We start from the raw sequence: 20,339 nt of genomic DNA, 5'->3' as shown, positions 1-20,339 counted from the left end.
CAGCAAGGGCAGCTCCCTGCTGACCGCCACAGCAGATCCTCTGGCCAGCCGTCAGACCGCTCCGACGCCCGAGGGATCGATGGTCGGGTCTGGCTCTCCAGAACTGGTGGCAAGACGGGTCGGCTGCTCCAAGGCGTAGCGGCTTCCATTCGCAGCGTTCGGCTGGAATCAATTAGGCATGACCGGCCTCACCCGCCGCCGCGATCCGCAAGCCTCGAACGAGACTTGGCGCATCTATTTCGGAGATGTCCAAGCCGGCACAATTGCAAAATGCACGGCAGGGCCTTCGGGAACACCGGCCTGGCAGTGGTTTTGCGGTTTCTACCCTGGCAGCCACCCGGGTGAGCAGACCCTCGGTACGGCGGCGTCGTACGAAAAGGCCCGATTGGAATTCCAGACGGCTTGGGACGTCTTCGTCGCCCGGCGCTCGCCGTCCGATTTCGATGTTTGGCGTCGCGACCGCGCTTGGACCAGGTGGAAATACGCCATGTGGGACGTCGGCTGCCGCCTTCCGACCCAGAGCCCCACCGCTCTCGGTGCTTCTGCCGGGTGGAGATCGACTTGCGCACAACGGATCACCACATCTTATCAAACCATATGACCTCGCCGCGATAGAGCGGACCACGGATACAGATCAGATGTGCAATCTCTACTCGATGACCAAGAACGCCGATGCGATCCGACGGTTTTTTGTGTTTCGCCGGCCAACGACCACACCGGCAACCTGCCAAGTCTGCCCGGCATCTTCCCCGACTATCCCGCCCCGATCGTCGGCAACGGCGGGGCTGCGCGCGAACTGGTGATGGCGCGCTGGGGCATGCCCTCGTCGCAGAAGGCGCTGATAGATGCAACGAAGCGCCGAGCCGAGAAGCTCGAAGCGAAGGGCAAGACCGTCGACTTCAAGCAGTTGCTCCGGATGGAGCCGGATAGCGGCACGACCAACATTCGCAACGTCAATAGCGCACATTGGAAACGCTGGCTGACGCCGGCGAACCGTTGTCTGGCGCCATTCACATCGTTCAGCGAGTACGACACCATCGACGGCAAGAAAGTGCCGGTGTGGTTCGCAGCGGACGAGAGCCGCCCCCTGCTCTGCTTTGCCGGGCTTTGGACCAACTGGACGTCCGTACGTAAGGTCAAGGAAGGCGAGGTCACCTGCGATCTCTTTGGCTTCCTGACCACCGAGCCAAACGCAGTGGTCGCCCCGATCCACCCGAAAGCTATGCCGGTGATTCTGACCACCGAAGAGGAGCACGACGTCTGGCTACGTGCCCCCTGGAACGAAGCCGCAGCACTGCAGCCGCTCTCCAATCAGACCCTGCGGGTCGTCGCACGAGGCGAACGAGAAGATCCTCAGCTTGCGCGACCCGGCCTCGAGGAGACCGGCTAGGACGCGTACTCACAAATCTTCGTCGATTATTTCGATTGGCACGCGGCGACTATCGCATACAGCAGTTTCGCAGTGCTGTAACCAATATCTTCCCGCGTCATTCCCATGCGCAAGATCACCAGTTTACGCGAAGGGATAATCGCGATCACCTGACGCAAATGTCCTTGCATCATGAACGTGTCTGCAGGGAGTCGGAACCCTTGGCCCGGTCCCAACCAAAGCTGTCCGCGACCGTAGACCGGGCCGTGTCCCCTATCGGAGGCAGGCACTGGCGAGCGCATGTAATCGACGAAGCCCTCCGGTAATAGTTGCTCGCCGTTCCACGCTCCGTTCAGGCGCAGGAATTCGGCGAAGCGCACCCAATCATGCGCATTGGCGTAGAGAAAGGCTTCGCCGAGGAACGTGCCTACAGGATCGGCTTCGAGAACGGCACTGGTCATGCCCAAAGGCTTGAACAATCGCTCCCGCGGAAATGTTCGCGCGTCAGCTCCGACCGCGTTCTGCCAGAGCCGCGCCAACAGGACAGACGAACCGCTTGAATAATTGAATTCTGTTCCAGGCGCAGCGACGAGCGGTCGGTCCCTCGCGAAAGCCGCTGCATCCCTCGCGAGATTCTCCAATCCGTTAGGATCGGGAGAGTCGCCGTTCTCACTCCATTTTAATCCGCTCGTCATAGCCATCAGATCGGCCACCGAGATGTCCGCGCGGGCATCCCCCGTCCACTGCGGAAACAGATTTCTTTGATCGAGCGAAAGCTTTCCGTCCTTGATCGCCATGCCGACCAGGGCGGCGTTCACGGTCTTCGTCATTGACCAGCCCTGTAAGGGCGTCAAAGCGTTGAAATCTTCACCATAGGTTTCAGCGACGATGCGCCCGTCCTGAACCACGACGATTGCGCGCATGCCGGGCCCTTGGAGCGCCGGATCATTCAGCGCAGCCACCAAGCGATTGTCCTCGGACAATTGTACCCTCTCGCCCGCCGGCCAGAGTGCATCGGGTTTTACCGGAAGCGAAGGCAGCGCGGCGCGATCGGGGATTTCGGCTTTCGAGACGAGCGTGCAACCGCGTCCCTCCTCGTATTGAGCATAGCGTCTGGCGAAAAAGCCGCGAAATGCCGCTTCGACACGCTGGTTGACAGGGTCGACCGAGATTTTCAGTCGTTTGGCGACATTAGGAAGCGCAAAGGCCACATCGTTTCCAATGACCAACTCCGCATCGCGTTTGGTAATGAACACGTTGGAGCAAACCAGTTTTGCTGCGACGGCCGATGCCGACAGTAGCCCATCGGGCGGGCTGAAGATTAACCAGCCGGTGAATCCCAAAATTGCGAGAAGCGCAATCGTGATAAAAAGTTTGAACATTTTCAGAACAGTACGCATGCTTCCCCGACCTGTCTCGAGCCCAATATGGACGCCATACGCATCAGCTCGCAGCCTACAGAGTCTGACTGATTTCGCACAGGCCACTCTCCGAGGAAGACGGACTTCAGTCGCTACTCCGATTTGGTGTCGTACCGGGTCCGGGCCAGAAGCGTTACGTTTGGTCGAGCCCCTGTGAGTCAAATTCCCAAAACTAGGGCCGCATCACACGCTACGAACTCGCCGACTATGAATGGACTGCCATAAGATTGACGCTGCCGAACAAGCCGCGCGGCATTCCTGGGGTCAACGACCGACGTGTCCTGGGAGTATGCCCGAGACTTGGCCTGGTAATCGCATCTTGGCAAGTAGCGGGCATCCCATCTGGAGCGGTCGTTCAATGGGGAGAGGGTGATTGAATGTTCTTTACGCATGGTTTGGTTATGGTCCAGCCAACGCTTGTCGTTGTCCGGAATCTATGTCTCGACTAACGTTTACGCATGCCGCTCACTAGCCCCATACGGCCTTACGATCCGAGGTGGCCGCAAAAATACGCGAACGAGGAAGTTCGCCTGCGACCTATCTTTGGCACGGCGTTGGTGGAAATTCATCACGTCGGGAGCACAGCCGTACCCGAACTGGCTGCGAAAGGTGAAATCGACATACTTGCGGTGATCAATCCAGGCGGCACGGTGGAAGATTGGACTCGATCGTTTGAAGGTTTAGGCTACCGACGCGGAGGAGACTTGTCCCAGGACCATCATTTCTTCAAACGCGATGTCGCCCGCGTCCGCACACACAAGCTCCATATCTGCCTGAAGGGTCACGCGCAAATCGTCAGAATGCTGCGTTTTCGCGACCACCTGCGACGACATCCAGCGGATCGGATGAGATACCAAGAACTAAAGCTTAAGCTCGAATTTGAGAATACTGGCGGCATTCAAGAGTATCTCGCAGCAAAGGATCCATTCATCTGCGCAATTCTCGCGGGACTCGATTAATGGTGGTTGGCTCCAGGAGCAAATTCGGAGGCGCCATCCTGGAATGCACCAAGTCTTTTCCTGGTCCGCCGCGGACCTTCCGGTCGGCGCTTGCGACGTCTGCTCGTGGCTAGGTTCGTACATCAGAATTCACCGATTGGTGTCAGCGATCGAGCTAGGCTCGGCGAGCTCGGACCTTGTCCGACCCAGGTCGATTGCGCCCCGCCCGGTGTACCCGAGCGGGACGCGATCGCCACCTCACTCCGCCGTCCTGCGCGGCCGCGACCAGAGGAGCGTGTAGCCCTCGCTGGCCTCGTCGTCGAACAGGTTCGCATAGATCGGGGCGTTGAAGGAGGGATCGTCGAGCTTGAGCGAGAGATAGTCGCGTCCTTCCTCGGAGCGGCGCGCCCAGGCGGCGCCGATCTCGACCCGGCCGGCGTAGACGCGGTGGCTGGGCGCGTTCTCGCTGGAGCGGTTGGCTTCGGGGACGATGCGCACGCCCTTGGCCTTGAGGCTCAGGGTGATGATCTCGCCCTGGAAATCGTCGCCGACCTTCTTGAAGGAACCGATGGAAGCCATGTTGTCTCTCCTTGGCTGGTTCAAGCCGCGACCACCGCGGCCTCGATGGCGCATCTCGGGCGAATGGCGAGCGACGGCGCACCCGAAGGGCTGAAGCGACAGCGGAGGACGGCGCCGGCCAACTTTCTTGTCCCGCGAGGAATGGGCTTCAGCCCAGGGGAAGAAAGTTGGGCGGCGGCGTTGCGCTCAGGCGATCGAGGCGTAGCCGGCCTTCGGCCAGATCAAGCCATCACGAGGCAAGGTGCGTCGCCGGCCCTGATCAGCTCACAGGAGAGACATCGTGAACTGAGGCAGCACAAGAGGACGGCAGCACCAGGCGTACGATCAGAAATCGCCGGAAAGAAAAGAGCGTCTGTATAGCACTCAATGCCTTGCGAACGCGCGCCACTTCAGCCGTCCAACCGATCGAGCTGGGTCGAGATCCTCGCAAAAATGGCCGCTCGCTCCGCGGTGACGCGGTCCTTCAGCTCAAGGCGCGCTCATCATGCATGCCCGTCCATCATGGACGACCACTCGGCAACCGGGCGGCTAGGCGCCCCCGCAGGGTTCATGGCCGCAAGGAGCGAAGAATCTGGTCGTGATCTCGCTCGGAGCGACACGGGCGAGGAACTTCGTGACCAAGCAACTGGCGCAAGGCTACACTACACACCAGCAGCGCTCCTGACCATCCGATGATCTCGCGCCAGAGCGGTAACGGCCCGACGAGCAGTGCCAGCCCCAGCGCCGCGTGACGCCCGGCGATCGCAGCGGGAACGAGGAAAGCGGCTGCGACGACACCGCGCACCAGAACAGATTCCGAGACGGCGAACAGAACCCGGCCACAGACCACAGTGAACACTCCCGCGATGAACCCGGCGAGACATGCCGAGCCGACACTGTCTCCAGCATTCATGAGCGCGATGCCGATGCTGACCGCGACGAAGAATGGGAGCGCGTGGACCGCAAGCGCAAACAGCGCCCGGCACATCAGACCAAGGCTGATCAGTCCGAGAAGGAGAGCAATTGGAAGCATAGTGGTGGCCTCCGCACATGACTTTGACGGATGCGCCTTCCACCACCACCGCGGCGCGATCCAAAAGGCATAAATCTCGATTTGGACAAAGTTGCGGAGAGTCGCGCCGACTTCCGCGTCTCCGCTCGCCTTCCATAATGGTTGGCGTCGGCGGCGCTCACGCGCCGCCCTGCCCGAAGGTCCAAACGGGAATACCGAGGCGACGAGCCTTGTCGGCGAGGTTGCCCTGGATCCCCGAGCCAGGGAAGACCATGACGCCGATCGGCAGCGTCTCCAACATCGCGTCATTGCGCTTAAAGGGTGCGGCCTTGTTGTGCCTGGTCCAATCTGGCTTGAAGGCGATCTGCGGCACCTTGCGGTTCGCCGCCCACTTGGAGGCGATCAGTTCGGCGCCTTTCGGCGAGCCGCCGTGCAGGAGGACCATGTCCGGATGCTTGGCGTGAACTTTGTCGAGCCGGTCCCAGACGAGTGCGACATCGTTGAAGTCAGGTCCGCCGGTGAGTGCGATCTTCGGCCCCTGCGGCAGCATGACCTCGACCTCGGCGCGGCGCTTGGCTGCGAGGAAGTCGCGCGAGTCGATCATGGCCGCTGTCAGCGTGCGGTGGTTGACCTGCGATCCCGACCGCGGGTGCCAAGGTGATCGCGTGTGGAGCTCGAAGGCGTCGGTGGCGAGGTCGCGGAACAGCTCCATGGCGTTGCGGCGCTCGACCAGTGACAGCCCTTCCGACGTCAGGCGCTCGAGTTCGACGGAGCGGACTTCCGAGCCGTTCTGCTCACGCTGGCTCGCGCGCTGCGCCTGCTCGTTATCGTCGAGCTCGCGCTCGATGCGCATTGTCGCGCGGTGGAAGAGGTTGACCGTCGACCACAGGAGATCCTTCAGCTCAGGCTCGAGGCGAGTGTCCGAGAGGGTCGCCACCAGGGCGTCGAAGATGTCAGCGACTGCGCCTGCGATGACTTTGCCTTCGGGTAGAGGCCGCGGATCAGGCTCGTCGTCAAATGGACGGTAGCCATGGAGCTGGAGTTCGGTCAGGGCGTCGTCTGTCGTCGATTGGATGTCGCGCGGCTCGTGCATCTCGTCGTTCGGGTCGGACATGGGGACCTCGTCTGTGATCGTCAGAGCCGCGCCCATCGCGGCCTTCCATAGCGATCTCCAAGACGGCGGGCGGCCCGGACCAGAACCCGCTGCCTTCGAGCAGCGGGCCGGAGCGACAGCGGAGGATGGCGGAGCGCAGCTATTTTGCTTCGCGATGCAAAGGCCCGCGTGCGGGCCGGCGGAAAATAGCTGCGAACCGCCATTGCCGGACCGGACCGGCTGACGTCCGATCGCCTCTTAAGAAGGCCCTCGGCGCGGCCCTCTCGGGCATAGACGAGATTTCCCTTGCACCCGCACGCGTCGCTGATGCCGAACGGCACCCAAGCAAAGGCCGGGCGTTTAGGCCGCACCCACGCCCATGAACCTCGCGGCGTCTTCGGGCAGCAACTGAGGCCGCAACATCTCCCGAAGCGGGCTTTTCCCGAACGCGCGGAGATCTTCATTGAAATCTTCCAGGCGCGGACAGAGTGAAATGGCCTCAATGCCGGCGTCCAGCGCACGTCTCGTCAAAGCCTCCGCCGCATTAAGACCTGCGGCATCTGCGTCGGCAGCGACATAGAGCCGGCGCAGTGTGGCTGGCCACAGCAGCGTCGCGAGATGATTGGCAGAGAGTGCGGCGGCAACCGGCAAGGTCGGCAGCACCGTGCGCAACGACAGCATGGTCTCGATGCCCTCCCCGGCCGCTAGAACGTCATCAGTCATGCCGAAGCGAACGGCATGTCCGAGCAGATCCCCCATCGCTCGCCGCGGCGTATCGATCGGCGCCTTGCCACGCCTGCGATCGTCGAAGCCGTCGGGATCGAGCCAGGTTCGATGGACGCCTGTGATACGGCCCTTGAGGTCGGTCACAGCGGCGATCAGCGCCGGCCAAGTCTCCACAATGTCTGTGCCTTCCGGGCGATAGAAGCAGCGCTGATGGAAGCGGAGAGCATCGGGGCTGATGGGTGCGTCGATCCCGCGGTTGGCAAGATAGGTCTCTCCGAGCGTCCCAGGCAGCGGTTGCGCCATCGCAAACAGACGCCTGTAAGCTTTGATCGCGTCGCGCGGGCGGATGGCCTTGGCCTCGACCGGCGGCTCGCGCTGCCACCGAGGCAGCTTCAAGAACCGCCGCGCCTCCTCAGCAATCTCGCGAAAGCTCCGCAGACCACACGTCGCCCCGATGATGTCGAGCAGATCACCATGCTCGCCGGTCGCGGCATCGACCCATTTGCCAGCGGCCCCCTTCGATGAGGCATGCAACCGTACGAACAGCGATCGTCCGGGCGTGTTGTTGACGTCGCCAACCAGCCAGTAGCGGCCCTCACGCCGGCCGTTGGAGAGATAGTGACGGCACACCGCCTCGGCCTCGCGCGCGAGCCGGCCTGCCAGTTCGGACGCGTCGCCTGCCATCACGTTTGCTCCCGACCGCGAACATCCGCAATCGGAAACCGCTCCACAACCTTGGCCAGGACCGCAGCGCCACTCGCATCTGTGGGCACGAACATCCTAAGCTTCCAGGAGATGATCTCGCCGAACAGCCCGCAGGCCTTCAGACAGTCCCTCAGCCCTTCAGCAAAGCCCGACAGCTCGATGCGATGAACGCCCATGACACGGACGCGCCGGAGCTGCAGACCTTCGGCGAGATCGAGCGCATAGTCGTCGCGGAGCAGCGCCGCGAACGCGTCCTCGGGCGCGAGCGCTGGGGCTTCCGCCGAGATGGCCGAGACCCAGCTGAGCGGGACCTTGCGACCGATGATGCGCTCGCCCGCGTCCGTCTGAAGCCGGTAGACCCGCGTGAACTCCTGGGGCAGGCGCTTCCAGATCGGCAGCAGCAGGCCCGTGACGAGGTAGATCGTACTCGTCGTAAACTCCGGGATGAACGCGAGCTGCGCGCTCCAGGCCTCCTTGAATTGCTCGCGATCCACTTCCACCCAATCGTGCTCAGCGACTTTGGCGAGAGGCAGAGTCTGGCGTCCCATCGGCCCCACGAGATGGACGCGTCGCTCCATCTCGCCATCGTCGAGCAGACCGCTCAGCGCCGGCAGTTGGATCGCTGCATGTCCGGATCGGACGTTATGCAGCGGAACGGCACGGCGCTGCAGGAGCCGCTCCAAGGCCTCGTTCAGCGGCATCGGCCGGTTGCGGTCGCGCTGGGTGATGGTGACGAGATGAGTCTCCGCGCCGGTGGCCGGATGGCTGTAGATCGTCCTCCGCTTGGTGACGACGAAGCTCTCGGCGCGCAGCGTCTCCAAGCCGACGTCCAAGGTCCCAGAGGCGATCGCCCCCTCGATACGCGCCGCAAGCAATTGCTCGAAAACAGTGAACAAGATGTTCTGCAGCTCGATCGTCAGCGCCAGCAGCCGGTTGAGGAATGTCGTGATCGGCGGCAGTTCGTCGCGCAGGCCGTTCTCGTCCGTCAACTTCAATCCCGTTGCCTGCTCGAAGCGCTCCAGCGAGCAGCTGCCGACTTGGCCGCGGACCAGAAGCCCATAAAGCTGGCGCAAGGCATCGCGAGCGTGCGGGCTTTCGAGATTGTCCTCCGGGCGGAACAGCCCCTGCCCGCCGGTCTGACGCTGGCCGCGGGTAATGGCCCCTAACGTGTCGAGCCGGCGCGCGATCGTGGACAGGAAGCGCTTCTCCGCCTTCACGTTGGTCGCGATCGGCCGAAACAGCGGCGGCTGCGCCTGGTTGGTGCGGTTGGTGCGCCCGAGCCCCTGGATCGCAGCATCCGCCTTCCAGCCAGGCTCCAGCAGATAATGCACGCGCTGCCGCGTGTTCTTCGCCGACAGCTCGGCATGATAGCTGCGGCCGGTGCCTCCGGCATCGGAGAACACCAGGATGCGCTTCTGGTCATCCATGAATGCCGCGGCTTCGGCCAGATTCGCGGAAGCTGCCCTGGTCTCGACCGCCATCCGATCACGGATACGAACGATCCGCCTGGAACGGCCGGTCACCTCGGCAACCATTTCGGTGCCGAAGCGCTGGACGATCTGGTCGAGCGCGCCGGGTACCGGTGCAAGGGAGGCGAGGCGCTCGATCATCTCCGTCCGCCGCGCCACTGCCTCTCGACACTCGACCGGCTGGCCGTCGCGAGTGACAGGTCGCGAGGACAGGTTGCCCTCGCCGTCGGTGAACGGCTCATAGAGCTGGACCGGGAACGAATGGGCGAGATAGTCGAGGACGTATTCGCGGGGCGTGATGTCGACCTGGACGTCACCCCATTCCTCCGTTGGGATTTCGGCGAGGCGGCGCTCCATCAAGGCTTCGCCCGTCGAGACGATCTGGATGACCGCGGCGTGGCCGGCATCGAGATCCCGCTTGATCGCGTTGATCAGGGTCGGCGTCTTCATCGAGGTCAGGAGATGCCCGAAGAAGCGCTGCTTGGCGGATTCAAACGCGGAGCGCGCCGCCGACTTGGCCTGGGCGTTCAGCGTCCCGCTCGCCCCGGTGATGTTGGCCGCGCGCATCGCGGCTTCGAGATTGTTGTGAATGACCGCAAACGCCTCGGCATAGGCATCGTAGATTCTGACCTGCTCATCCGTCAGCCGGTGCTCGAGGAGTTCATATTCGACGCCCTCGAACGACAGTGACCGCGCTGCATAGAGGCCGAGCGCCTTGAGATCCCTGGCCATCACCTCCATGGCCGCGACGCCGCCCTCCTCGATGGCCGCCACGAAATCCGCACGCGTCGGAAACGGGAAGTCGGCACCGCCCCACAATCCGAGCCGCTGCGCATAAGCCAGATTATGGACGGTCGTCGCGCCTGTCGCCGAGACGTAGACGACGCGTGCATTGGGAAGCGCGTGCTGCAGCCTCAAGCCGGCGCGGCCCTGCTGTGAAGCGGCCTGCTCGCCCCGATCGCCCTTGTTGCCTGCGGCGTTCTGCATCGCATGGCTCTCGTCGAAAATGATCACACCATCGAAGTCGCGTCCGACCCAATCAACGATCTGGCGGACGCGAGAAAGCTTCTCGGCCTTCTCGTCGGTCCGTAGCGTGGCGTAGGTCGTAAAAAGGATGGCTTCGCTGAGCCTGATCGGCGCACCCTGGCGGAAGCACGACAGCGGCGTCACCAGGAGCCGCTCCATGCCGAGCGCCGCCCAATCGCGCTGGGCGTCCTCGATCAGCTTGTCGGACTTGCTGACCCAGATCGCGCGGCGCCGGCCCTTCAGCCAATTGTCGAGCAGAATGCCTGCGGCCTGGCGCCCCTTGCCCGCGCCGGTCCCATCGCCGAGGAACCAGCCACGCCGGAAGCGCACCGCCCCCTCGACATCGTCACCGGCGGCGCGGACCTGATCGAAGGTCTCATCGACGATCCACGAGCCCGCGAGGAATCCATTATGCGCCTCGCCGGCATAGATGAGGCTTTCGAGCTGAGCATCGGAAAGAACGCCATTGGAGACAAGCTGAGGCAGCACATGCGGCCGATAGGTCGGCTTGGGCGGCAAGACCGAAGCCATCGCCGCTGATTGCACCAACTTTGTCGGATGAGGTTTCGCTCCAGCAATTCGGATCGACTGTAGCCGATACGCCTCATAGAGCGCCTCGCTCAGGCGAGGTCCGTCTTCGGGCATATCCTCCACGAGTTCATAGGCAAGCTCGCAGCCGGCCGGCTCGCGGGCCGGCGCCGAAGAAGGTTCGCAGGCAGCAAGCGGGACGCGCCCTGCTCTCGCACGGAGACCAACGGGCTCCCCCGCCGGCGCGACGAGCCGACCCACCATCGGCAGCCGCGGCGGCACGAGCGCCGTGATCCAGTCGAGCAAGGTCCGCACATCCGGTGCCATTCCCGCCGACTGCGGAAACACGCGAGGATCCTGCGCCGGCCTGCTTGTCGATCACCAGCAAGCGCGTGGCAGTCGTAGTGCCTTGTCGTGCGTAGACCGATCCGTCGATCGCGGCGGAGAACACGAGACGACCTCGCTCCTGCAGGCGCACGAAGGCGTCCGTCCAGGTCGGATTGTCCGGCGCAAAGCCAGCGGCAGTAATAGCGACGAGGCGCCCGCCCTCTCCAAGCCGAGCAAGCGCTGAGGACACATGGCGCAACGTCGTATCGGCCTGGGGCCGATCCACATTCACCGTTGCCGAGAACGGCGGGTTCATCAGGACCACGCTCGGGAGGCAGGCTCTATCGAGATAGTCATCGATCTGCGCAGCGTCGAAGCGCGTCACTGTCAGCCCTGCGAACACCAGATCGAGCAACGCTGCGCGGCTTGCAGCGAGCTCGTTGAGCACAAGCGAGCCGCCCGCGAGCTCCGCGAAGATGGCGAGGCTCCCCGTCCCTGCGGATGGCTCCAGCACGCGATCGGCCGAGGTCACCTGCGCCGCCGCGGCCGCGGCAAGCGCCAACGGCAGCGGCGTCGAGAACTGTTGGAAGCTCTGGCTCTCCATCGAGCGCCTGGTATGGCTCGGCAGAAGGGCTGCGATCTTGCTGACCATCGGCAGCATGGCCGAGGGGCTGCCATTGCTCGCCTTGATGATCGCTGGACCGTACTTGGCGAGGAACAGAACGGCGGCGATCTCGCAAGCCTCGTACGCCGTCTTCCAGTCCCAGCTGCCCTCGGCATCAGAGGCGCCAAAGGCGGTCTGCATAGCGTGGCGCAGGCATCTCGCATCGATGCGCTCGCCGCGGGCAAGGTTTTGGAGCAGCGGCTCGGCCGCACGATGGATGGCCTTGGCGCGTGCAAGGAGTGCGAAGGGAGCCGTCTGGCAGCTCGTCTCGGTGACCATGGCGAAGAACCTCAAGGGAGAGCGAGGATGCGGAACGGCCGCCGAACGCTCTCTCTTGTCGGGCGACCTCACCCGCGCTGTCCCACCCTCTCACTCTCGCCTCTCCTCCGTTCACCGATGACCTGCATGACAAAGCCCGGCCGACTTGGCCGGGCTTCCATCATCGATAGCTTCTCACTCGGGCCGTTCCGGACCGAGGGTCACTCCGCGGCGATGAGCTCCTCGACTTCATCAGCGCCCTCCGTCGCCTCCTCGTCCTCGCTGAGGAAAGCCGGGAGACTGTCGCCACCTTCGCCCTCAGCTGCCGGTGCGACATCGGTCTCTGCTCCTCGCAACGGCTCCGGCAGCCAGCCGCTACCGTCGAGCAGTCGCTCAGCTTCGCGCGCCATGTCCGGCTTCTTCAGATGTTCGATGAGCTGGGCCGAGGCCTCGCCCTTGGCCTCGCGCACCGTCTGCAGGATGCGATGCTTGGTGACGCGACCGAGATAGTTGTCCACGGTGGGCTTCCAGCCGGCCCTGATCAGATCGAGCCCGACCGCGCGCGACAGCCGGTCCGCCTCTTCGAGGCGACCACGGGCGCCATGCGCAGACAGGCGCCCTTGATGCACCCGGCTGGCCGGCTCAGAGATCGCGTTCACCGCCTGGGCGGCGCAATGGGCGAAGAGCTCGGCCTGCGCCGTCCCATCCATCGCCGTCAGTGCCTCCCAGAGGTCCTTGTCGCTCGTCGGCAGCTTTGCCTTCCAGGCCGCGTGACGGGCGGCAATCGCCTTTGCCGGAATACTGTCCTGCAGACCCGGCGGCTGCTCCGGAAAGCTCGGACTGCGCAGCGAGATCTCCAGGCAGTTGAGCGCGGAGCCGAACGGATAGAACGTCGCCAGCACGAAGCTGTGCAGCACCGCCTGGAAGGCGACCTGTGGCTGCCGACCCAGCGCGTCGCGCAAGGCGAGCGTGCGATAGGCCGAAAGCTCACTGATCAGCCGTTCCGGCAAGGGCCGTTCGACATCCTCCCCCTCCTCGGCGGGCATCTCGGTCTGGCCGCCGCCGATCACGATCGTCGGCGCCGTTGCCCTGACCTCCCCGTCCGGAATGCCGGTCCGGCCGTCGCCGTCCGTCCCAGCTTCGGCATCCGGCTGGTCACGCGTCGCGACCGCCTCATCCTCCGGGCGGACGAAGCCGCGGGCGACCCGGAGCCGGCCCTCCGAATCAACGCTGACGAACGCGCCGGCGCGCGCCATCTCCGCCGCATCGAAGATCATGGGCCGTTCCTCGAATGATTGCAGCGCCTCCTCGATCTCACCAAGGCGTCGATCGACGTCCTCGGGCAGCTCATCGGCCTGACTACGGTCCGCCTCGAGCTTGGCCTGTTCGGCCCTCAGCGCTTCGATTGTTTCCTGCTCGTCCGCGGTGAGCTCGGCCGGCTCTCCCTGAAGCTCGCGCAAGCCATGGGAATGCCCGAATGGGAAGTCGACGGCGGCAGCGATCCACTTCCAGCCCTCGGCACCGATCCGCTCGGCTTCGGTCTGCAGCTTCTCCGCGACAAGGCGATCTAGCAGCGCGACATCCTGCAGCCAGCCGCCGTCATCGGCCTCGAACAGATCCCGCAGCACCAGCCCGCCTGCAGCCTCGTAAGCGGCGAGCCCGACGAATAGGACCCTGCGATCGAACGCCCGTACCGTCTGCTCCGTGAGCTGACGGCGGATCTGATACGGCGCATCGCAGCCGGAGCGGCTGACCTTGTCCCAGACCTCCTGCTGACGCGCGTGGTCTGCTGTCACCGTGAACGCCATCAGCTGCTCCAGCGTCATGCCGTCGGTCGCATAGACCTCGAGCAGCGCGGGCGCCACCGAGGCCAGCCGCAGACGCTGCTTGACGACCGCAACCGCCACGAAATGCCGAGCCGCGATCTCCTCCTCGCTCATGCCGCTGTCCAGCAGCGCATGGAACGCGCGGAACTGGTCGAGGGGATGCAGGCCGACTCGCTGATCGTTTTCGGCGAACGAGTCATCCAGGGCCGAACCGGAATCGCGCACCACGCAAGGCACGGCCTGCGTCTTCGCCATCCGCCTCTGCTTCACCAGGAGTTCGAGCGCCCGATAGCGCCTGCCGCCCGCCGGCACCTCGAACATCCCGGTCTCTCTGCCGTCGTCATCGAGCACGGCACGGACGTTGAGGCTCTGCAGCAGCGTCCGCTCGGCAATGCTCTCTGCGAGCTGCTCGATGGACACGCCGCCCTTGGCGCGGCGGACGTTGGCTTGGCTCAGGACGAGCTTGTTGAAGGGAATGTCGCGCGACAGCGACAGCGTAATCCTCTGGGTAGCCTTGGTCATTGCTCGGGTTCTCCGCGACGAGCGGCCCAAGAACCTCTCTCTCAGGCTTCAACCCGTCGCAGAGCACCTCTCGCCCTCTTACTCTCCTCCACTCGGCCCCGGGAGCGCCGCACCCAGGCAGTAGCGTAGTCCGCTTCGCTCGTCTCGCTCTGCTCAGCCGCATCTGGTGCAAAGCCGAGAAGATAGTCGACTACGCGGCTAGATGGTTCGCCGTACGAACGATCGCGTGGTTGCCTTCGCGCAGGACATCGAGCCAGGCGCGGATATAGTCGGCATCCTAACGCAGCAGGAGCTTGCTAGGTCCGGATTCTTCATCATACACTAGTTCGCCGTCAAGTTGACACATGCCGGCCGTGACCGCCGACTCGATTTGGGCGTTCCAAGCGCCCGTCGAGCCGGCGGTTTGCCGCAGCCCCGATGGGAGAGATCGGCGATCGCTTTGCCGGCTACTGCTCGCCGCCAGACGCCTCGCGCCGCTTGGCTCTAGCCTCGTACCCCGCGGCGAACTCCGGGTCTTACCGCAGCAGTTCCGGGACGTCCTCCTGCGGGATCTGGCCAGATAAGATCGGCGTCTCGAATTGGTCGGGTGCTATCGCCATCTGCGTGCCCTCTCAAAAGCAAAGGGGATCAAGAATCACAGCGATCGGGCATGTCGAAGCTACGGTCTCGAATGGGGCACCGCAGCCAAAAACCCTCCTAATTGTCGCAAGCATCTCATGGAGAGACTGCACTGCCCACTGGCGATCTGCTCAGGAGGCTCTACCACCCTACCCAAATTCCGACTGAGCCGTTGTTCGCGTTCATTGCGCTTGTCCTCTGACATCAGTCGTACCGATCATGAATAGCGCATCGTCGTCAGGCCATCGCGCAGCGACGACGGAGAAGGCACCCGCAGGAGGGTCAGCATAGCTGCCACCGCCGCAGCGGTAGGACCCGGGACCGAGTGCAGTCGCGAGACCGGTTAACAAGGCACCCGCGTTTGGGACAGTCACGGCGGTGCTTCAACCTAACCGTCCCGAACGCGAGTGCCTCCGGCGAGCGACACCATCGAAGGCTGCTCCAAGCGGAGCCATTCGGACGTCGACCAATTTGAGGGATACAATCCTATGCAACCAAGGGACGATAACTTGGCCGGCTTAGCATTGATTTCTTCGGCGTTAGCGAGCGTGGTTTAGAGAGATTCCATCCTCGAAAATACTAGGACCGCCCGCGTCGAAGAAGCTCGGATCTCGTGGAATGTGTCGGGCATTTGGTCGAGCTTGACTTGGCCGTCGACCGCACCGCCGCTGGTTCGTGTCCCGAGCAAACTAGAACTATTTCGGCCGTGCTCAGCGCGGCGGCATCGAGACCTTGCACTTTTGGCTCTCATCGACTACTTGGTCGAAGGTCCGGATGAGAGAGGGCTAAAAACTTAGTGGCAACCTCTTGCGGACGTCAGAGTGTCACTCCCCGCATAGGGAGCGTGGATCGAAACCCCTGCCAATTGGCATAGAGTAAGTTAAAGTAATGTCGCTCCCTTCGGGGAGCGTGGATCGAAACTTAAATGCCGATCATCTCGGGCCCGACGCTCCATCGCGCGGAATTCAACGCGTCCACTCGTCATCTCGTGAATTTGGTCGGGGCGATCAACAGAAAAAAGCTCGACATAAGCTGTTTTCTGGACACCGCCGTTTGAGAGACGCGCTTTAAGAGCTAAGGACGCTCAAGATAGTAGGTGAGACGTTGGGATCGACATCCCACGGCGAGCGCCAAACCAATTGAGCGGCATCCAGAGCTCGACGAGCACTGCAGCTTGAATACTGCCGCGCCCGGATGTAGCCGTTGAGGTCGCCGCGCTAGCCGATACTGTCGCGCGCGAGACAACACAAGCTGCCGAGAGCCTTGTGGGAGGCCGCGCGACGCAGACCCCAGCTTCGGGCCTGCAACCCCTTAAGTGTATTCTAGGTAACCCTCCACGTTTGGGCAGATGATCTAGAAGCAGATAAATTTTCTTCGGTGCCCATTCCATATCGCTGGAAAAACGTCTTAGCCGCATCGCATCCGCATTTGGGGAATGCGCAGTCGACATCGCCGATTTGACAGAGATCCTTACTAGACTCCTGATGCTCCGCTGGGACAGACAAAGCGATTCCGAGCCACCTCCTTATCTTGGCTAGCACGGCTGATCTCTCTGAACCAATATACAACGACGTCCGAGACGAACACTCAGACACCCGGTGAAAGGCATCCTAAATTGCAACTCTTTGCTCCGAACTTCTCGCGTAAGATTGAGTGAAAGCGGACTGCTGGTAATCTTAGCCAGACAATTTTCATATTTTGCCCGAAGCATAGGCCTATCGCAAGATGCAATTTTAGCGGGAGCGGCAGTCATCAGAGTGCTGCCACAGCCCCACCATCACGACAGACGGCGCCCTCCGCGACGTCGCAAATACAGGCTCGACAAACCCTCCATTCGGTCACTGGAGCCAACCTCGCCAACTTAGGTCGCAGCGGATTCCTCTTACAATCAGATGACCTTAGCCTGCACCTACCCCCCCTGGAGCACGATTTGGAATCCGACCCTACCCTAGGACGGACAGGGTAAGCGGGACCGGCTCACAAGGAGAGGATCATCGCGGCTTTGAAGGGCCCGCGGCCAGCGAGAAGACGGCCGATATTGCTGCTAGCATTTGAGCCCTCGGGCAACGTTCTAAAGTTCGACGGCCAAGTTCGGCTGAATGGATTTACTGAGGCGAGGCACGCTTGAGCCTCTCTAGAATGATAGTGCCGAGCTGAGGAAGCTATCGTCCGAACACAGAGATGCTCGGAGCGGCACGCCTACGGGAACAGCTCCTTGAAAATGGTAGGAGCTTGGCGGCCGCGAGCCAACGGTGATACTTCGATTATCACAACTGCTCGTCATGCTACGTCGGGTGGGTGGGCCCGCGCGGGATAAATCGGATTCGAGGGATTTACCGCGGAGATGGAGCTCTCACCGAACGGGTACGGCGTCCGCGCGCCTATTCTGTCACGGGCAAAGCCAAACGCGGGCTGGTCGCCGGAACCCGCGCCCGATCAGTTCAAGAGGCGAAGGGCCCCTCCACATCCTCAACTTGCCTTCACCACGGATTGTCCGGGCGCAATTGCCGAAATCGCTCTCAGGTAGAAGCCGGCGCGCGAGCTGATCTCATTCAACGGCCGGCGCGGCAAGTCGGATTCGACCTGTCATATACGACATTTTATGACGCACCAACGACCGGTACTCTGTTGCACTAGCGCGTCCATGGCGCCTTTCGAAAGAGCCATTGGTCGATGCCAAAAATGAAGCGCCCTCCTTCGGGCTTGATAATAGGAAGCACAGATCGCTGCCCGGCTTATCTGTTAGGACGACTGGCGTGCCATCGCGGGCATACCCGACTCCTATGCATGCCGTCATCCTCACTGCAACGGACGATCGTCCACGCAACACCGAGCAGCTCCGTCACTCGCCCTTTGCTCGACCCTGGCTACCCTGCGCACAGCTCGCTCGGAGCATAACGCACGACTGGACGACACTTCAGTCGCAAGTCTTCTTTGCGCCTTGGCAGCGGACTAAGAGTCCGGAGACGGTAACGGATGCCCCCTGGGGACAGGCTCGAACGGACGAACTAGAGCCGCCGCCCCATCTCGATCAAAGACAAGGACAGGGCCCCAACATAGCGGCTCTAGCCGGCCAAGGCCTGCCCTCCTCAACTCTTCGACGCATCGCTCGACGCCATCAATCCCGATGATAGACTGATGCGTCTCGACTATCATGCGATCAACTGAAGACAGATCAGCATTCGCGAAGATCTCTCCTTCAGCGCCCTCGATGTCGCATATAATGATCGTGGGTCTGATTTCTTTGACGATATCGCGGAAGGCAACGCCTTCGATCGCAACTTGCCTTGATCCAGAAGCCTCGATTATTGAACTCGCCAGGAAATTACCTGCAACATTAAAGGTCAGCATGCCCGCCTTAGAATTAACAGCACACAACCTGTACTCCACGTTGACTTGGTTGCGAAACGCATTTCTTCTCGCAATCTCAATCAGCCGTTCGTCCGCTTCGAATCCGACAACTCGTCCGCTCTGCGCGGATTTGGCTGCCGCAATCGATATCACGCCCAGGCCGGATCCGAGGTCCAACACGGTATCGCCAGGACGAACAAGACTCCTAGCAAGATACAGCTCGACGCTTTCATATGATTGAGCTGCTAGCGCATCGCGCACGTCCTTAGACGTCACGACTGATGGCGCTTCAACAATCAGATCATCCAACAGAAATAGATCCACCGACGCTAACGCTTGAGCCGCCACGACGCGGTATGGTTCATTCCTGAGCCTGTAGATCTCATCCTCCGCCTGACGATAAGCGGCTTCGAGCTGCCGGTGCTGCGCCTCAAGCTCTTTGTGGTAACCCTCAAGCTGGCGATAGCCGTTTTCGAGTTCTCTATGATTGGCTTCAAGCGCTCGACAGCCACATTCGAGATTCTTATAGCCACCCTCAAGCTCACGATAACGATCCTCGAGTTCGCGGTAAGTGACTTCAAGCTGACGATGGCTGTCCTCGAGATGATGGTGCTTGCCTTCGAATTCTCGTTGAGCTTCCTGTAGCTGCTCGCGGGTTCTCTGCAGCTCCTGGTTCACACTCTCGATGTTCCCCCGAGCGGCCCAGCTTGACACAAATTTGATTATTGCTCTACCCGACACTCTGCTCATTTTGACTCCCTTACGGTCCAGGTATCGAACCGGGACGTGTACATCGACGCAACTGAACTATGGTTCACGCGCGATGTTGCGGCGCCGAGACCTCGTTAGCCGGCCCGCCTTGTGCACGCCGATCACCTGACGGCGTCTTCTCCGCGCCCGCAGTCATTGGCTAACTGCGGACGGAAATCAACGATCCCGATTTCGTCCGGCGTGCACGCATAAGAATGCGACGACCAACAGCGGGAACGCATTCCTCACTCCTAGATTCCAGGGAAGCCCAAAGCCGATCACAGGGCCTGCGGTCTTTGATTCATCGCTTCTCATGGGCACGGAGCGCGACTCAGTTTGGATAACAAGCAACCTTGAAAGAGGCGCAGACGCCGAGCTGGCCAGGCGCAGCTGGCCGTGGCGCAAACGAAACATGCGTGAGACAGCAGAGAGCGAGCTACTCTTCTAGTAGGGGCTGCAGATGGACCACGCGACATCAGATCTACCGCGAGTGATTCTGGCGATCCGCGTCCCTGACCGAGAACCTGGCGTTCACCTTCGGGGAGCTCCGAAGTCCGGCGCTATGGAGAACGAATGGTCGGCTGAGCCGGTGGTGGGCACATGACGGCCAGGCGTGGATCTGACCATCGGCCCGATGAGTACCAGACTTAGCTAGGTATTCATCGCGCAACACCGCTGATCAATCCACCGCCTCGAATACAGGGCTACGGCTACGATCGCCTGCGCAAGATCAGCGGTGCGGCGACAACTGCGGCGAGGTCCACCAGGACAGATCCGAACGAGGGCGCACCCGTCTCATGTCAGCGCCCGCTCTTCGCCATGCAGGCGTTCCGGAGCTTGCATCATAGCGCAAGCACCAGGAAGCAGTGCACCTGCGGCATGGTGATCGATATGATGCGACAAACAAGACAGCTCGAGCGAGGGCAGGAGCGCCGCCGGATCACCGCAACTCAAGTCGCCGTCCCAATCTGGCTTCGCGTCAGAGACAAGCGGCGAGGCTCACCGACCTCACACGTCGCTCAAGATCAGAAAGAAGCATAACGCGCAGATCTGAGTTGAGCCTCAAAATGATCGTCGAACCGTCTAAGCGCGACCAGCTGCATGACAGCTGCCGCACCCAAGACGGCGAGCTCGCCAGTAGGTACTCAGATGCGCGCGAGGCGCATAAAGCACACGAC

Annotated in this window: 8 protein-coding genes and 3 pseudogenes; 3 read left to right on the top strand and 8 right to left on the bottom strand. The window is 62.1% G+C overall.

Going from position 1 to position 20,339, the window contains the following annotated elements; translation table 11 throughout:
- Positions 1–638 precede the first annotated feature (638 nt).
- Positions 639–1,390: pseudogene (locus ACVILH_RS10765) on the top strand (SOS response-associated peptidase).
- Positions 1,391–1,416: 26 nt separating this feature from the next.
- Here ACVILH_RS10765 and ACVILH_RS10760 read toward each other — a convergent pair.
- A complete protein-coding gene (locus ACVILH_RS10760) occupies positions 1,417–2,769 on the bottom strand; it encodes a serine hydrolase domain-containing protein (protein ID WP_456712870.1) in 1,353 nt (450 codons plus the stop codon).
- Between the two features lie 203 nt (positions 2,770–2,972).
- Between ACVILH_RS10760 and ACVILH_RS10755 the strand changes: the two are divergent.
- Together ACVILH_RS10755 and ACVILH_RS10750 are read left to right on the top strand one after the other, a co-directional pair.
- Positions 2,973–3,074, top strand: a pseudogene (locus ACVILH_RS10755) (IS5/IS1182 family transposase); the annotation flags it as partial.
- A 174-nt stretch (positions 3,075–3,248) separates the two neighbouring features.
- Positions 3,249–3,749 (top strand): GrpB family protein, encoded by a 501-nt coding sequence (locus tag ACVILH_RS10750; RefSeq protein ID WP_456712869.1) that lies wholly within the window; start codon positions 3,249–3,251, stop codon positions 3,747–3,749.
- Between the two features lie 237 nt (positions 3,750–3,986).
- Here ACVILH_RS10750 and ACVILH_RS10745 read toward each other — a convergent pair whose 3' ends face one another.
- From ACVILH_RS10745 to ACVILH_RS10715, 7 genes and pseudogenes are all read right to left on the bottom strand, one after another.
- Complete coding sequence (locus ACVILH_RS10745; RefSeq protein WP_456712868.1) at positions 3,987–4,307, bottom strand: DUF736 domain-containing protein; 321 nt, start codon at positions 4,305–4,307, stop codon at positions 3,987–3,989.
- A gap of 547 nt (positions 4,308–4,854) precedes the next feature.
- Positions 4,855–5,319 (bottom strand): hypothetical protein, encoded by a 465-nt coding sequence (locus tag ACVILH_RS10740; RefSeq protein ID WP_456712867.1) that lies wholly within the window; start codon positions 5,317–5,319, stop codon positions 4,855–4,857.
- A gap of 157 nt (positions 5,320–5,476) precedes the next feature.
- Complete coding sequence (locus ACVILH_RS10735; protein WP_456716936.1) at positions 5,477–6,412, bottom strand: DUF2493 domain-containing protein; 936 nt, start codon at positions 6,410–6,412, stop codon at positions 5,477–5,479.
- 339 nt (positions 6,413–6,751) lie between these two features.
- Positions 6,752–7,801 (bottom strand): DUF7146 domain-containing protein, encoded by a 1,050-nt coding sequence (locus ACVILH_RS10730; protein ID WP_456712866.1) that lies wholly within the window; start codon positions 7,799–7,801, stop codon positions 6,752–6,754.
- Positions 7,801–12,115, bottom strand: a pseudogene (locus ACVILH_RS10725) (strawberry notch-like NTP hydrolase domain-containing protein). Before ACVILH_RS10725 ends, ACVILH_RS10730 begins: the two are co-directional and overlap by 1 nt.
- Positions 12,116–12,315: 200 nt before the next feature.
- Positions 12,316–14,442 (bottom strand): chromosome partitioning protein ParB, encoded by a 2,127-nt coding sequence (locus ACVILH_RS10720; protein WP_456712865.1) that lies wholly within the window; start codon positions 14,440–14,442, stop codon positions 12,316–12,318.
- Between the two features lie 3,570 nt (positions 14,443–18,012).
- Positions 18,013–19,089 carry an FkbM family methyltransferase gene (locus ACVILH_RS10715; protein WP_456712864.1) on the bottom strand — a complete coding sequence of 359 codons (1,077 nt, stop codon included), beginning with the start codon at positions 19,087–19,089 and terminating at the stop codon, positions 18,013–18,015.
- Between the last annotated feature and the right edge of the window lie 1,250 nt (positions 19,090–20,339).

Source organism: Bradyrhizobium sp. USDA 4353 (assembly GCF_054063215.1).
Note: the sequence above shows the minus strand (reverse complement) of the source record. Positions and strands in the feature narration are given on the sequence as shown.

Coding starts and splice junctions, on each gene's coding strand:
- ACVILH_RS10760 (WP_456712870.1), bottom strand. CDS start 2,769: ATGCGTACTGTTCTGAAAATGTTCAAACTTTTTATCACGATTGCGCTT.
- ACVILH_RS10750 (WP_456712869.1), top strand. CDS start 3,249: ATGCCGCTCACTAGCCCCATACGGCCTTACGATCCGAGGTGGCCGCAA.
- ACVILH_RS10745 (WP_456712868.1), bottom strand. CDS start 4,307: ATGGCTTCCATCGGTTCCTTCAAGAAGGTCGGCGACGATTTCCAGGGC.
- ACVILH_RS10740 (WP_456712867.1), bottom strand. CDS start 5,319: ATGCTTCCAATTGCTCTCCTTCTCGGACTGATCAGCCTTGGTCTGATG.
- ACVILH_RS10735 (WP_456716936.1), bottom strand. CDS start 6,412: ATGTCCGACCCGAACGACGAGATGCACGAGCCGCGCGACATCCAATCG.
- ACVILH_RS10730 (WP_456712866.1), bottom strand. CDS start 7,801: ATGGCAGGCGACGCGTCCGAACTGGCAGGCCGGCTCGCGCGCGAGGCC.
- ACVILH_RS10720 (WP_456712865.1), bottom strand. CDS start 14,442: ATGACCAAGGCTACCCAGAGGATTACGCTGTCGCTGTCGCGCGACATT.